10 protein-coding genes are annotated in these 12,822 nt (G+C 67.9%); 2 read left to right on the forward strand and 8 right to left on the reverse strand.

Annotated elements, in window-relative coordinates; all coding sequences use genetic code 11:
* Nucleotides 1-144 precede the first annotated feature (144 nt).
* On the forward strand, nucleotides 145-3,624 hold the full coding sequence (locus tag EDC25_RS13280) for a S8 family serine peptidase (protein WP_123521200.1): 3,480 nt from the start codon (nucleotides 145-147) through the stop codon (nucleotides 3,622-3,624).
* A gap of 613 nt (nucleotides 3,625-4,237) precedes the next feature.
* Here EDC25_RS13280 and EDC25_RS13285 read toward each other — a convergent pair.
* The 3 genes from EDC25_RS13285 to hslV all read right to left on the reverse strand — a co-directional run bounded on the left by EDC25_RS13285 (nucleotide 4,238) and on the right by hslV (nucleotide 8,094).
* Nucleotides 4,238-5,872, reverse strand: a complete 1,635-nt coding sequence (locus EDC25_RS13285) for a Na+/H+ antiporter (RefSeq protein ID WP_123521199.1) — start codon at nucleotides 5,870-5,872, stop codon at nucleotides 4,238-4,240.
* A 225-nt stretch (nucleotides 5,873-6,097) separates the two neighbouring features.
* On the reverse strand, nucleotides 6,098-7,444 hold the full coding sequence (gene hslU / locus EDC25_RS13290; RefSeq protein ID WP_123521198.1) for an ATP-dependent protease ATPase subunit HslU: 1,347 nt from the start codon (nucleotides 7,442-7,444) through the stop codon (nucleotides 6,098-6,100).
* Between the two features lie 71 nt (nucleotides 7,445-7,515).
* Nucleotides 7,516-8,094, reverse strand: coding sequence for an ATP-dependent protease subunit HslV (gene hslV, locus EDC25_RS13295; protein WP_123521197.1), 579 nt, complete (start codon nucleotides 8,092-8,094; stop codon nucleotides 7,516-7,518).
* A 135-nt stretch (nucleotides 8,095-8,229) separates the two neighbouring features.
* Here hslV and EDC25_RS13300 point away from each other — a divergent pair, with 135 nt between their 5' ends.
* Nucleotides 8,230-8,571, forward strand: a complete 342-nt coding sequence (locus tag EDC25_RS13300) for a hypothetical protein (RefSeq protein ID WP_123521196.1) — start codon at nucleotides 8,230-8,232, stop codon at nucleotides 8,569-8,571.
* Nucleotides 8,572-9,038: 467 nt separating this feature from the next.
* Here EDC25_RS13300 and EDC25_RS13305 read toward each other — a convergent pair whose 3' ends face one another.
* From EDC25_RS13305 to lptM, 5 genes are all read right to left on the reverse strand, one after another.
* Complete coding sequence (locus EDC25_RS13305; RefSeq protein WP_123521195.1) at nucleotides 9,039-9,752, reverse strand: DUF4328 domain-containing protein; 714 nt, start codon at nucleotides 9,750-9,752, stop codon at nucleotides 9,039-9,041.
* A gap of 222 nt (nucleotides 9,753-9,974) precedes the next feature.
* Nucleotides 9,975-10,925, reverse strand: coding sequence for a tyrosine recombinase XerC (locus EDC25_RS13310; protein ID WP_132577674.1), 951 nt, complete (start codon nucleotides 10,923-10,925; stop codon nucleotides 9,975-9,977).
* Nucleotides 10,912-11,601, reverse strand: a complete 690-nt coding sequence (locus EDC25_RS13315) for a DUF484 family protein (RefSeq protein WP_132577676.1) — start codon at nucleotides 11,599-11,601, stop codon at nucleotides 10,912-10,914. The genes EDC25_RS13310 and EDC25_RS13315 overlap by 14 nt, the downstream gene beginning before the upstream one ends.
* Complete coding sequence (gene dapF, locus EDC25_RS13320; RefSeq protein ID WP_123521217.1) at nucleotides 11,598-12,404, reverse strand: diaminopimelate epimerase; 807 nt, start codon at nucleotides 12,402-12,404, stop codon at nucleotides 11,598-11,600. The genes EDC25_RS13315 and dapF overlap by 4 nt, the downstream gene beginning before the upstream one ends.
* A 25-nt stretch (nucleotides 12,405-12,429) precedes the next feature.
* Nucleotides 12,430-12,639 (reverse strand): LPS translocon maturation chaperone LptM, encoded by a 210-nt coding sequence (gene lptM / locus EDC25_RS13325; protein WP_132577678.1) that lies wholly within the window; start codon nucleotides 12,637-12,639, stop codon nucleotides 12,430-12,432.
* Nucleotides 12,640-12,822 lie beyond the last annotated feature (183 nt).

Below are 12,822 nucleotides of genomic sequence, written 5' to 3' on the forward strand. Positions count from 1 at the left end.
CCCATGTCGGGTCGGTGCCGGTTTCCACGCATCGGGCTGGACAGGGCCTGTCGGGGTCGCGTCGCGCGGTCCGATGCGCAGCATCGACCGCCTTGCGATGAGGGGCTCTGTCAGAACCGCACCATCTGACAGGAGTAGGGAACCATGTTGCATCTGAAGAAAACGGCGCTGGCGCTCGCGCTGGCCGCCTCGGTCGCCGCGGCGGCGCCGCCGGTGTCCGGTGGCGCGGGCCTGCGCGCGGTTGCGCCTTCGCCCTTGGCGCTGGAACAGCTGGACGCGCTTCGCAGCGCGCCTGGAATGATCCTGCTGCGCGCCGGCGCTTTCGACCCGCTGGTCGAGCAGCTCGACTTCGCCTCGCATCGCCTGCCGACCGTGCCGCGCAGCCGCTACGGCATCGTGCAGTTCGAACCCGGCCAGGCCGCCGCAGTCCGTGACGCCCTGAAGGCCGAGGGCGCGGAGATCGTCGGTTTCCTGCCCAACAACGCCTACCAGGTGCGCTGGACAGCCGGGGTGCAGGAGCGCCTTGCCCGGCGTGGTGGCGTGCGCTGGGCGGGTGCCTACCAGCCCGGCTACAAGCTGGCCCCGGCACTGCTGGACGGCAGCATGCTGGCATCGCAGGCGCCGTCCGGTTCGATCGAACTGGAAATCCACGGTTTCCGTGGCGAGCGTCCGGACGCCATCGCCGGTGAACTGGCCAGCGCGATTCCCGGCATCGAGCTGGGTCCGCAGGTGGACGCGCTCGGCCTGGCATCCGTTCGCGTCGTGGTGCCGGCAGCGCAGATGGAAACGCTGCTCCGCCACGCGGCTGTGCTCGACGGCGTGGCGTGGATCGAACCCTACCTGCAGCCGGAGCCGGCCAATCGTGATTCGGTCGGCCCGATCCAGAACAATACGCCGTCGTGCGCGGGTGCCGGTCCGAACTGCGCGACGCTCGACCTGGCCTATGCGCCGCTGTGGCAGCGCGGCCTGCTCGGTACCGGCCAGATCGTCGCCGTGTCCGATTCCGGCCTCGACCGCAACGAGGAATGGTTCACCGCCCTCGACCTCGGCGCCGGCGTCAACCAGATCCTCACCGATGCCGATGATCCGGCACCCGTGCCGCCGGCCATCGGCGCCACCTATCCGGACCGCAAGGTCTTCGGCTACTGGGTACAGCCCGGCGCCACCGCCTACGATGCCGGCAACGTCCGCTGCTCGCCGACTTCGTCGCCGATCAACTTCCACGGCACGCATGTCGTCGGCAGCATCCTCGGTGACGCCTCCCCGTTCTCGTCACCGACCGTTGCCAACTACACCAATGGCGACGGCATGGCACCGAATGCACAGGTGCTGATGCAGGACATCGGCAACGACACCAGCGGTTGCCTGAGCATCACCGACTTCGGTGCGACGCTGGTCCAGGCCTACGCCGGCGGCGCCGGCATCCACAGCGGCAGCTGGGGCAACACCAGCGCCGGCGCCTATGGCGGCAACGACCAGCGCGGCGACGCCGCGACCTGGGTGACGGAAAACCTGCTGGTCAATATCGCGGCCGGCAACAGCGGTTCGGGCGCGAACACCATCGGGTCGCCGGGCAACGGCAAGAACATCAACACCATCGGTGGAACCGCGCACGGCTTCGCGACGACGATGTACACCAGCTCCAGCCGTGGCCCGACCGACGACGGCCGTCGCAAGCCGGATATCCTTGCGCCGGCGGTGTCGATCGTGTCCGCCGCCGGAGACACCAACAACGGGGCGACCGTCGAGCCGGCGGTCACCTCCAGCAAGACCGGCACGTCGATGGCGACGCCGACCGCTTCCGGTGGCGCCGCCCTGCTGCGCCAGTACTTCATGGACGGCTTCTATCCGCTGGGCCGGCGCGTGCCGGAAGAAGCGCTCGAACCGACCGGTGCGCTGATGAAGGCGGCGCTGATCAACGGCGCGGCGCCGTTCACCGCCAGCTGGCCGGACAACAATGCCGGCTGGGGTCGCATGTGGCTGGCCAACAGCGTCTACTTCGAAGGCGACGCACGCCGCCACCGCCACTGGATGCGCAGCAATGCAGCCGGCCTGGAAACCGGTGACGTCGAGGAATTCACCCTTGACGTCCATGCCGGCCAGGAGCTGCGCGCGACGCTGGTGTGGTACGACGTCGAGGGCGCGCTCGGCTCCGGCGTGACGCTGGTCAACGACCTCGACCTCGAACTGGTGGCGCCGGGTGCGACGGTGTACCTGGGCAATGTCTATACGGCCGGCCAGTCGACTCCCGGTGGCAGCCGCGATGACCGCAACACCGTCGAGCAGGTCCGCCTGACCGCGCCCGCCGCCGGCACGTACACCCTGCGCGTGAAGGCGACGGCCGTGCCCGGCAATGGTCGTCCGGGCAGCCATCGCCAGGGCTATGCCCTTGTCGTCGGCGCCTCTTTCGGCGTGCTCGACCGGCTGTTCGCGCACAACTTCGATGCCGATGAACGCATCGCTGCGCCCTCCGGCCTGACCGTGGCCAGCAACGATACGGCCGGCATCACCATCAGCGCCGCGCCGGTGGGTGGTGCCCAGGGCTACCAGCTGTATCGCGCGACCGGCACCTGCGCGGCCGTCGGCAACGACCAGTTCCGCTACGTCGGACAGGGGGCGACGCCGGTGATCGTCGATGCGCGCACGCAGGGCGGATACACCTATGCCTACCGCATGCGCGGCATCTCCGAAGGCAGCGAAGGACCGATGTCCAGCGAATGCGTGGAGGTAGTGTCGGCCGATGAGTGCTCGCTGGTCCCGGACTTCGACGACAGCACTGCGCAGCGGCAGATGCAGAACGCCACCTGCTCGGTGGGCCTGAGCTGGGATGCCGGCACCAGCAACTGCCCGGCGGCCAGCCTGTCGTATCGCGTCTGGCGCGATACCTCGCCCCTGTTCACGTCGCCGCAGCTGATCGATACCGTCGCGACCACCAGCTACACCGACACCGCTGTGTCGTCGGGCCAGCCGTACTACTACCGCATCGACGCCATCGACGCGGAAGGCAACGTGAAGTCAGGTACGCGCATCCTCAACGCCACGCCGGTCGGCGTCGGCACCGGTGCAACCGGCGTCTATGTCGACGACATCGACGACAACACCTACATGGACATGCAGACGCCGTGGTCGATCAGCAACCTGCTGCCGGGCCAGGGCAACTTCAGCTACCGCAGCGCCAATGCGGCGACCTATCCGTCGTTGACCTGCGCCGACCTGATGACGCTGCCGGTGACGCTGGCGGCCGGTTCGCCGCAGCTGCAGTACATCGCGCGCTGGCAGATCGAGGCCGACTGGGACGGCGTGGTGGTCGAGCTGTCCAGTGACGGTGGTTCCAGCTGGACGCCGATCACCCCGGTGGGCGGCTACCCGGGCAGTTTCAGCCAGACCGGCAATCCGCCGATCAACACCTGTGGCTATCCGGCCAGCCAGGGCGCGTTCAACGGCACATCGGCGGGTTTCGCCAGCGGCACCTACCAGTCGGTCAGCCATGACCTGAGCGCCTGGGCCGGCCAGCAGGTGCTGATCCGCTGGCGCCTGAGCACCGACCCGGGTTCCGAGGAAGGCGGCTTCTTCCTCGACAACGTGCGCATCAACGCACAGGTCCCGGCGGCGTGTACGCCCTGAGCCTCCGGTGACCCCGCGGTGAAGGAAACCCCGGCCGAGTGCCGGGGTTTCTTTTTGTTGCAGCCGACCCGAACTGTCGCAGCGCATGCCTTGAAGTTCGCAGGCGGCCTGTCCACGAAGCTGCAGTGCAACCTGCAACCGGTGGCGTTGGGCGTGAGGTGTGAGGTGTGAGGTGTGAGGTGTGAGGTGTGAGGTGTGAGGTGTGAGGTGTGAGGTGTGAGGCGTGAGGTATGAGGCGTGAGGTATGAGGCGTGAGGTGTGAGGGGCACGGCGCAAGGCGCAAGGCGCAAGGCGCAAGGCTCAAGGCGCAAGGCGTGTGGAATGCCGGGTACGGTGGCGCACGACCTGCGAAGCGCGCCGTCCGCGGTACGTTCGGGGCGTTGTCGGCGGCGTCGGGAAATCCATGCGGTACCCGCCAGCCGGCGACCTCGCGTGGCCGACCCGGTGCGATGCTTGCCGGGCCGCGGCAAGGCATGTCGGCCAGTGGGACGGTATCGACGGGGCCGGGGCGCGGGTCACGGTCGACGGAATGCCAACGTGACCCGCCGGAAGCGCGACGAACGCGCCTGCGCACCACCGGGCGTAGTGGTTACGCACCCGCGTGTCCGAACGGCTAGCCGCGGTAACGCGCCTCCTGCAGGTCGATCTCGCGGATCAGCCGGCGCGCGACCTCGTCCTCCAGTTTCCTTCGCCGCAGCAGGCGGAACAGCTCGTCACGCTCGGCCGCCAGTCCCGCCAGGCGCAGGGCGGTTTCCGCTTCTTCATAGCGCCGCGCCTCGTCGGCACTGGTGGCGCCATCGTCGCGTCCGTCGATGCGCTCGCGATACAGGCCCATGACCCGCGACGCGGCCTGGGCATAGAGCGCGGCGTCAGCCTGGCCTTCGGACAGCTCATGCTGCCTGGCCTCGATGGCGCGGATCGCCGCGCGCGCCGTGGCGACGCGAGCCTCGTCCGCATGGCGCGCGGCGGACGGTTCCGGCGGCAACACCAGTCCGCGCAGCAGCCAGGGCAGCAGCGTGTTGGCCACCACCAGCGACAGGATGATGACGCCGGCCGCCAGGAAGATCGCCAGGTCGCGGGCCGGGAAATCGCTGCCGTCGGCCATCACCACCGGCAGGGTCAGCACGCCGGCGAGCGTGATGCTGCCACGCGCGCCGGCCACCGACATCGCCCCGATCAGTCGCAGGCCGGGCCGGAATGCGCTGCCGTCCGACCTGCGGCTGAACATGGTGAAGCGCACGCTCAGCCATACCCAGGCGAAACGCATCAGCGCCAGTGCGGCGTTGAGCACCAGCACGTAGACCAGCAGCCACCAGGGGCTGTGGTGTCCGGATTCGCTGACCGCTTCGGCGGCGCCGTCGACGATATGCGGCAACTGTTCGCCAAGCAGCACGAAGATGATGCCGTTGAGCGCCAGCTGGACCGTGTCCCAGACCGCGTTTCGCCGGATGCGCGTGGTCGCCAGGGCGCTGCCGGTGGTTTCCGCGTAGCTCATGGTGATGCCGGCGGCGACCGCGGCCAGGATGCCGGAGGCGTGGGCATGCTCCGCGGCCAGGTAGGCGGCGAATGGAATCAGCAGGCTGATGAGGATCTGCGAACCGCCATCCTCGCCATAGCGCGCCGCGAAGCGGCCCTTGGCGAGGGTGATGGTCCGCGTCACCACGTAGCCGATGCCGAGTCCGCCGACCGCCAGCCAGACGAAGGTCAGCGCCGCCTGCGGCAGCGAGAACACACCGGTCATCGCGGCGGCGACGGCGAAGCGCAGGCAGACCAGGCCGGAGGCATCGTTGAGCAGCGATTCGCCTTCGAGGATATGCATGATCCGCTTCGGGATGGGCACGCGCCGCGCCACCGCGGCGACGGCCACCGGATCGGTCGGCGACAGCACGGCGGCAAGGGCGAAGGCGACGGCGAGCGGCATCGCCGGGATCAGCCAGTTGAGCAGCAGGCCGACGCCGAGCACGGTGCAGATCACCAGGCCGAAAGCCATCTCGATGATGGTGCCCTTGTCGCGCAGCAGGTCGTCCTTGGGAATGCGCCAGCCGTCGAGGAACAGCAGTGGCGGCAGGAACAGCAGGAAGAACACATCCGGGTTGAGCTCCACCCGGTAGCTGCTTGCCATGGCGATGGCGGCACCGAGCGCGATCTGCACCAGTGGCAGCGGCAATGGCAAGGGCGACGCGCGGACGATCATGGCGCTGACCACCACGGCCAGCAGCATCAGCAGGATCACGGTGATCGTGGTCACGCGCGCGGATCCTCGGGAATGGGCATGAGCCGCATTCTCGCCTTGGCTGGCGGTCCGCCGCCAGCGGCGGCGGCCCCGGCATCATGGGGCGGGGGAGGAAGCGTGCGCTGGACTTGCCACGTCAGCCCGCCCGCCGTGCCGCGGGGCATGTGCGCCGGGTGGAGAAGGACTGGGCGCATGGCGGCCGCCACGCGCCCGGATAATGCCGTTCCCGCCGGAGCGCCCTCAAAGGATGTAGCGGCTGAGATCCTCGTGGCCGGCCAGCTCACCCAGCACCGACTGCACGTAGGCGGCGTCGATCACGTAGCGCTCGCCGGACTTGTCCGGCGCTTCGAACGACACGCTGTCGAGCAGGCGCTCCAGCACCGTGTGCAGGCGGCGCGCGCCGATGTTCTCGGTACGCTCGTTGACGCTCCAGGCGATCTCCGCCAGCTGCGCGATGCCGTCGGCGGTGAACTCGATGCTGACACCTTCGGTGCCCAGGAGGGCCGCGTACTGCTTGGTCAGCGCATTGTCCGGCTCGCTCAGGATGCGACGGAAATCCTCGGTGCTCAGCGCCGACAGCTCGACGCGGATCGGAAAGCGACCCTGCAGTTCCGGGATCAGGTCGCTGGGCTTGGCGAGGTGGAACGCGCCGGAGGCGATGAACAGGATGTGGTCCGTCTTCACCGGGCCGTGCTTGGTGCTCACCGTCGAACCTTCCACCAGCGGCAGCAGGTCGCGCTGCACGCCTTCGCGGGAGACATCCGCGCCGACCGCTTCGCTGCGCTTGCACACCTTGTCGAGCTCGTCGATGAAGACGATGCCGTTCTGTTCGCAGTTCTCGACCGCCGCCTGCTTGATCTCGTCGTCATTGACCAGCTTGCCGGCCTCTTCCTCGACCAGCTGCGGCAGCGCGGCGCGGATCTTCAGCTTGCGCGAATGCGTGCGGTTGCCGCCCATCGTCTTGAACATGTCGCGCAGCTGGCTGGTCATTTCCTCCATGCCCGGCGGTGCCATGATGTCGATGCCGACGTTGTAGGCGAGCTCCAGTTCGATCTCGCGATCATCGAGCTTGCCTTCGCGCAGCTGCTTGCGCAGCTTCTGGCGCGTTTCGGACTGGCTGTCGCCGTCACCGTGCCCGGCGGGCTCGCCCCAACCCATGCCGGTTGATGTCTGTCGACGCGGCAGCAGGGCATCGAGGATGCGTTCCTCGGCCGCATCCTCGGCCTGGCTGCGCACGCGCGCCTTGGCCTGGTCACGCGCCATCTTCACCGCCGTGTCGGCGAGGTCGCGGATGATCTGCTCGACATCCTTGCCGACGTAGCCGACCTCGGTGTACTTGGTCGCCTCGACCTTGATGAACGGCGCATTCGCCAGCGTCGCCAGGCGGCGGGCGATCTCGGTCTTGCCGACGCCGGTCGGGCCGATCATCAGGATGTTCTTCGGCGTCACCTCGTTGCGCAGCTTCGGCTCCAGCTGCATGCGCCGCCAGCGGTTGCGCAGCGCGATGGCGACGGCGCGCTTGGCGCCATGCTGGCCGATGATGAACTTGTCCAGCTCCTGGACGATCTCGCGGGGGGTCATGTTCATGGGGATGCCTGTCAGGGGTTCGAAGAAGCAGCGGTCGGAACGTGCGCGCGCGGCCAGGCCGGCGCCGAGGCTCAGGCGCGGACGCCCGGCAGGCCTTCCCCTGCGTTCAGCTCTTCAATGACCCGGTTGTGGTTGGTGTAGATGCAGATGTCGCCGGCGACCTCCAGTGCGTTCTCGACAATCGCGCGCGCATCGAGCTGGCTGTGTCGCAGCAGCGCCTTGGCGGCCGCCTGCGCATACGGACCGCCGGAACCGATGGCGATCAGGCCTTCTTCCGGTTCCAGTACGTCGCCATTGCCGCTGATGAGCAGCGAGGCTTCGCGGTCGGCCACCGCCAGCATGGCTTCCAGCCGGCCGAGACGGCGGTCGGTACGCCAGTCCTTGGCCAGTTCGACCGCGGCGCGGACCAGCTGGCCGTTGTGCTTGTCGAGCTTGGCCTCGAACAGTTCGAACAGGGTGAAGGCGTCGGCGGTGGCGCCGGCGAAGCCGGCCAGGATGTCGGCATTGCGGCCGAGACGGCGGACCTTGCGGGCATTGGCCTTGACCACGGTATGACCCAGGGTGACCTGGCCGTCACCGCCCATGACGACATGGGCGCCGCGGCGGACGGAGACGATGGTGGTGGCGTGGAAACTGGGGGTCTGGCTCACGGGCGGCTCTCGTCGGCTGAATGGCCCATATGGGGGCAGGCGGACGGCTTGCAAGCACCGCGCGCTCCGCGTTTCCTCCCAGTTTGCCGGCGAAGGTCGGGGTTTGCCCGCCACACCCTTTTGACCGGAACCGCCATGAAATGTCTGATTATCCGCGCCGAATTGCTCGGCGCATTCCCCTTCGGCCAGGTCGCGTTCGCCCAGGTGCCCGACCTCTACGATCCGGAGACCCTCCGTACCTTCAGTCCGCAGTTCCACGACGCCAACTGGTTGCAGCTGCTGCGCGACAACTACGCCTCGGAAACACTGATCCTCGCCGACCTCACCGTCGACGGCGTGACCTACCCCGACGTCGGCGTACGCATCCGCCCGGATCGAAATCGGCCGCGCGATGGATGGGCGGTGTCGGTGGCAGTGCGGCCTGCGGATGCCTCCGCCGCACCTGCTCCGCGCGCTCGAACTGGCGCGTCGAAGTGAGCAGGTGATGCAGGAAGGGCGCTTCGCGATCGCTGATCCCACCACGTCCGTTGAGCGTTTCGAACCAGATCCAGGTGTCCTCCCACAGCGCTGGCGCCTGCTCGGGAAGGTAGTGGAAGCCGTAGAACGCGGTCGCATATGCAGCCAGGTAGGCGGCTCGGGCATCGGCCGTCGTCAGCACGCCAGCCTCGTTGATTGCCGGTCCGGAATATCGCCGTACGTCGTCAGCAGCGTCGTTGCCGCTGCGGCATCCTGGACCCCGCTTTCGAGTGGCACGACACGCCGCGCATGAATCTCCTGCAGCGTCAGGCCCGATCGACTCCGCCACTGCCGGTCTGGAGCAGGCCGGTCAGTACTGCGGCCAGGAAAGTGATTTTCATGCGTGTGACCTCCGTCCGGCTTCATCGCTGGAGCCACGACGTTGGTTCGCAATCGCTGTTTCGCAATGGCAGGCCAATCGGATGAAATCAGCTCGCAAGGGGTTCTGGAGGATCCGATAAGACCTCGTCTTCGGGCCGGTCCAGACCCGATGTGGTGACTGATGCCTGCATGGCGAAGACGCGCTGAATGATGCGGATCAGCGCGAGCAGTGCCAGCAGTCCAGCAACGTTCGACAGCATGCTCAGGATGCCCACGGTCTGCATTGCGTCGATGGTCTCTGCTTTGCGGCTGTATCTGAAGGCCGCCTGGGCAAGCCATCCGGACACCAGCAGGCTGAACCACCACCACGGCAGCAGCGGAGGGGCTTCCTCCGTGTTCCAGCGGCTGGGGCTGGCGCTCGCACGCCAGAGTTCGCTCATCGCCTTGTAGGGCATGACCAGGTTGGCGAACGGTACGAAGAACCAGCCGACCGACCAGCCGGGCGTGATCGCCATGCCGGTGGCGCCCAGGGCGCGTACGTTCCGGTTGGCGTTGTATATCCAGCGCATAATGAGGATGGCGGAGACGATAAAGATGCCTATTTCAATCCAGGCAATGACAAGCTGGCGTAGATCATTGCCGTCCGCAGCCCGCATCATTGTGTCCTCGTCCGCAAAACGTCCAGCCTCCATGTCCTCGAGCAGCCGCCACTCCATGATGTGGGAGATGAGCGACACGATCGAAATGGCGAATTGCGCATAGAGCGACCAGATCGTGAGGCGAGTGATCCTGCCCAGTACGGTTGCCGTCGAATTGTCCACGCTGCTCCTCCTTGATAGTTCAAGTGGAACAGTTCCACCTGCAGCGTGGAAGTATATCGGATTGATCGGTTTTAATTATTGTTTGTTGCACCAACGAGGACGGGCCGGCATGTCCGGTGTGAGGCGCGGGAAGCCATGTCCCGCGCAGGTGGCGTCAGTGGATTGTGTCGGGCGGGCGGTGCAGGTTCGCCGGGACGGCGCCGCGAACAGGTGGAGTTTGCACTACGCCTGGTGCTTGCCCTTGCGGCGCGCGCGCGGGTGGGCGGCGTCGTAGACACGCGCCAGGTGCTGGAAGTCCAGGTGCGTGTAGATCTGCGTGGTGGCGATGTCGGCATGGCCGAGCAGTTCCTGCACGCTGCGCAGGTCCTGCGAGGATTCCAGCACATGGCTGGCGCAGGAATGGCGCAGCAGGTGCGGATGCAGGCGTTGGGCGATGCCCTGGCGCTGGCCGAGCAGCCGGATGCGGATCTGCACGGCGCGGGCGCCGAGATGCTTGCCGTCGCGACCGGGAAAAACCCAGTCATCGCCTGGCGAGAAGCCGCGCCAGTCGTCCAGCGCTTCGCGGGCGCTGCGGCCGACCGGCACGATGCGCGTCTTGCCGCCCTTGCCGACGACACGCAGTTCCGTGCGATCCGGTGAGAAGTCGGTCCAGCGCACCGCCACCAGCTCGCTGACGCGCAGGCCGGACGAGTAGGCCAGTTCGAACAGGGCGCGGTCGCGCGCGGCAAGGCGCGGATCATCCTCGTGGCCGGCGATGCCGTCGAGGAAGGCGCCGGTGGCATCCGCGTCGAGTACCGAGGGCAGCTTGCGGCCGACCTTGGGTGCGCGCAGTCCGGCGGCCGGGTTGCCATCGAGACGGCCATCGCGCAGCAGCCAGCGGCAGAAGCTGCGGACGGCAGCGAGCCAGCGCGCCAGCGACTTGCCGCTCAACCCGCGGCGGTGTTCGCGCGCGACGAGGCCGCGCAGGTGTTCGGGATCGAGTGCGCGCCAGTCGGCCAGCGCATTCTCGTTGAGGAAGGCAAGCAGACGCTGCAGGTCGCGCCGGTAGGCCGCGAGTGTGTTGTCGCTCAGGCGGCGCACGACCGCCAGATGCTGCAGGAACGCCTCGACGTCGGCGGCGGGATCGAACCCGCCATCGCGGTGCAGGGCGACGGTGGCGTCAGTTGCCGCCATAGCGGCGAAGTGCGGCGGCCACGGTTTCGCCGATCAGTTCCAGGAAAAACGTGCCCTGGCCCGGATGGAACCGGTTGGGATCGGTGCTGCCGATGACCAGCAGGCCCTGTTCGCGCAGCGGCAGCAGTGCACAACTGGCGACCTTGGCGGCATCGATGTCGTTGAACAGCACCTTCAGCTGGTCACTGGACAACCTGCCGCACAGCGGCTGGTCGCGCGTGAGGATGTCGGCCAGCGGCGCCAGCCCGGGATCGCCGGCGGCGATGGCGAGCAGCCAGTCGGCGGCGGGCAGTTTCGGGTCCGGGCGATGCAGCAGCAGGCGGACGTGTTCGGTGCCGAAATCCTCGCGCAGGGCGGCGACCAGGCGGCGGATGCTCTCATCGGGCGTGAGTGCGCGCATCAAAGCAAGGTTGAGCGCGTGGACGCGACGCATCAGCAACTCGTTCTCGCTGGCGATGTCGACGAGCTCCTTGATGCGTCGGGTGAGCTCGCGGTTCTTGTCGCGCAGCACGTCGAGCTGGTAGCCGGCCAGCGATGCCGCGCCGCCCTGGCCATGCTCCTTCGGCACGGTCAGGCTGAGCGCCAGGTCGGGATGCTTGCTGAGGAAATCGGGATTGCGGCGCAGGAAGCTCGCCACTTCCGTGGCGCCCGGGCCATAGCTGGGACGGTCGCTCATGAATTCCAGGTTCCTTCGAAGACGAAAGTGGCCGGGCCGGACAGGCGGACCGGTTCCTCGCGGCCGCCGGCCCAGGTGGCGCCGAGGCGGCCTCCAGGCAGGTCGATGGCGGTGTGCTCGTCGACGCGGCCCTGGTGATGCAGCCAGGCATGCGCGGCGCAGGCGCCGGAACCGCAGGCCAGCGTTTCACCGACGCCGCGCTCGATGACGCGCAGACGCAGGTGCGCGCGCGTCACCCGCTGCACGAAGCCGACGTTGCAGCCGCCGGGAAACGCCGGATGCGACTGCAGCGTCGCGGCCAGTTCGACCGGAGCCGCCGTGATCTCGTCCACTTCGATGACGACATGGGGGTTGCCCATGGACACGGCACCGAAGCGCACATCGCAATCGCCGACGCGCAACCGGTGCCCGCTTTCGTCGCTGGAGACCCCGGTCATCGGGATGGACGGCGCGTCGAAGCGCGGTGCGGACAGGCTGACCTCGAAACCCTCGTCGAGGACGCGGGCGAACACCGGTCCGGCCGGACTGTCGAGGACGCCCTCGCGTTGCAGGGCGCCATCGCGATGCAACCACGCCGCGAGGCAGCGCGCGCCATTGCCGCATTGGCCGGCGTCGCTGCCGTCCTGGTTGACGATGCGGTACCCGGCGACGCTGCCCGGGCGCTGCGCCGGCGTGAGGATCATGAGCTGGTCGCAGCCGATGCCGGTATGCCGGTCGGCCATGTGCGCCAGCTCATGCCGCGGCGGCAAGGGCGACCCGTCACGCCGGTCCAGGACGACGAAATCGTTGCCGGCTCCGTGCATCTTGGTGAAGCGCACGGGCGCTCCCTCAATCGCGGCGACGACGCTTGCGCTTGCGCGTCTGCGGCTCCGCCGGTGGATTCAGGGCGGCATCGCGTTCGGCGGCCGCCTTGGCCGCGGCCTGGTCGGCTGCACTCATCGGCGGCGGGGCGGTGGGATCGCGCAGGTACAGGTCGCCCTTGTTGCCGCAGGCGGCCAGGGTGGTGAGGGAAAACAGGGCGAGCAGGGCCAGACGCATGGCGGTATCCAGGTAGATCGACAGGCCGAGAGTATACTCAGGCCATGCGTGCGACACGTATGATCCGTGTTCGCATAGGGACCGAGCCCTTACTCATAAGTCAGTAAATTAGGGAACCAATGTCCGCCAGTGCTGTCCAACCCGACATGAAGAGAGACGGACGCAAGGTATCGCGAGCGGCGC

It is taken from the genome of Pseudofulvimonas gallinarii (genome assembly GCF_004343305.1).
Classification (GTDB): Bacteria; Pseudomonadota; Gammaproteobacteria; order Xanthomonadales; family UBA2363; genus Pseudofulvimonas; species Pseudofulvimonas gallinarii.

Excerpts from the sequence above, each read along its gene's own strand:
- hslU (WP_123521198.1), bottom strand. The coding sequence starts at position 7,444 with ATGAACATGACCCCCCGCGAGATCGTCCAGGAGCTGGACAAGTTCATC.
- dapF (WP_123521217.1), bottom strand. The coding sequence starts at position 12,404 with ATGCACGGAGCCGGCAACGATTTCGTCGTCCTGGACCGGCGTGACGGG.
- EDC25_RS13315 (WP_132577676.1), bottom strand. The coding sequence starts at position 11,601 with ATGAGCGACCGTCCCAGCTATGGCCCGGGCGCCACGGAAGTGGCGAGC.
- EDC25_RS13300 (WP_123521196.1), top strand. The coding sequence starts at position 8,230 with ATGAAATGTCTGATTATCCGCGCCGAATTGCTCGGCGCATTCCCCTTC.
- lptM (WP_132577678.1), bottom strand. The coding sequence starts at position 12,639 with ATGCGTCTGGCCCTGCTCGCCCTGTTTTCCCTCACCACCCTGGCCGCC.
- EDC25_RS13310 (WP_132577674.1), bottom strand. The coding sequence starts at position 10,925 with ATGGCGGCAACTGACGCCACCGTCGCCCTGCACCGCGATGGCGGGTTC.
- EDC25_RS13280 (WP_123521200.1), top strand. The coding sequence starts at position 145 with ATGTTGCATCTGAAGAAAACGGCGCTGGCGCTCGCGCTGGCCGCCTCG.